Source organism: Enterobacter cloacae complex sp. S2 (assembly GCF_015159675.1).
In the GTDB taxonomy this organism is placed as follows: Bacteria; Pseudomonadota; Gammaproteobacteria; order Enterobacterales; family Enterobacteriaceae; genus Enterobacter; species Enterobacter intestinihominis.
This window is the reverse complement of the sequence record NZ_JADDTS010000079.1, coordinates 1-928: the sequence shown is the minus strand read 5'-3', so window position 1 is coordinate 928 and position 928 is coordinate 1. Positions and strand designations below refer to the sequence as shown.

At 60.3% G+C, this 928-nt stretch carries 1 protein-coding gene; it reads right to left on the bottom strand.

From position 1 onward, the window contains the following. Nucleotides 1-928 (bottom strand): phosphomannomutase CpsG (locus tag IPZ49_RS22710; RefSeq protein WP_193762886.1); only part of this gene is annotated, 928 nt, incomplete at both ends.

Sequence of the window (928 nt, the reverse complement as noted above, 5' to 3'; positions counted from 1 at the left end):
ACCGGCTCGGTGTTGGAGGAGCGCAGGTTGAAGCGCCACTGCGGGAACGCCATGCTGATACCGTCGGTACGATCAATCTCCAGCGCATGAATGGCAAAGTGGTGTTCTACGCGGGCAATGGCCTCAGCGGGCTGCGCCAGTTTGCTGTTGATCTCCCCGCTCGCCGGGAACGCCGCCATGCGGTCACGCACCAGTTCACCCAGGCTCTGCCCTTTCAGGCACAGCAGCTCAGTCACCAGCAGCCACGGGATCATCCCGCTGTCGCAGTAGGCAAAATCACGGAAATAGTGGTGGGCGCTCATCTCGCCGCCGTAGATGGCGTCTTCCTCACGCATACGCTCTTTGATAAACGCGTGGCCGGTTTTGGACATCACCGGCTCGCCGCCCGCGGCCTTCACCACGTCGACGGTGTTCCAGGAAAGACGCGGATCGTGAATGATTTTCGCCCCCGGGTTTTTCTCGAGGAACGCTTCCGCCAGCAGGCCAACGATGTAGTAGCCTTCGATAAACTGCCCTTTCTCGTCGAACAGGAAGCAGCGGTCGAAATCGCCGTCAAAGGCGATACCCATATCGGCGCCGTGCTCAATCACCGCGTTGCGGGTGTCGTCGCGGCACTCCGGCAGCAGCGGGTTAGGAATACCGTTCGGGAAGTTGCCGTCTGGCGTGTTGTGCACTTTGACGAAGGTCACCGGCACGTTCAGCGCCTTAAAGCGGGCTTCAAGTGCATCGACAACCGGGCCTGCCGCGCCGTTGCCGGAGTTAATCACCAGCTTCAGCGGTTTGAGGTTCGCCACGTTGATGTAGCCCAGCAGGTGGTCGATGTACTCTTTTTGCAGGTTAATCTGCTTATAGCTGCCGCGTGTGGCTTCATTCACCGGCGGGAAGTCGTTGGCCTCGGCCAGACGCTGCACGTCACGCAGGCCGGTGT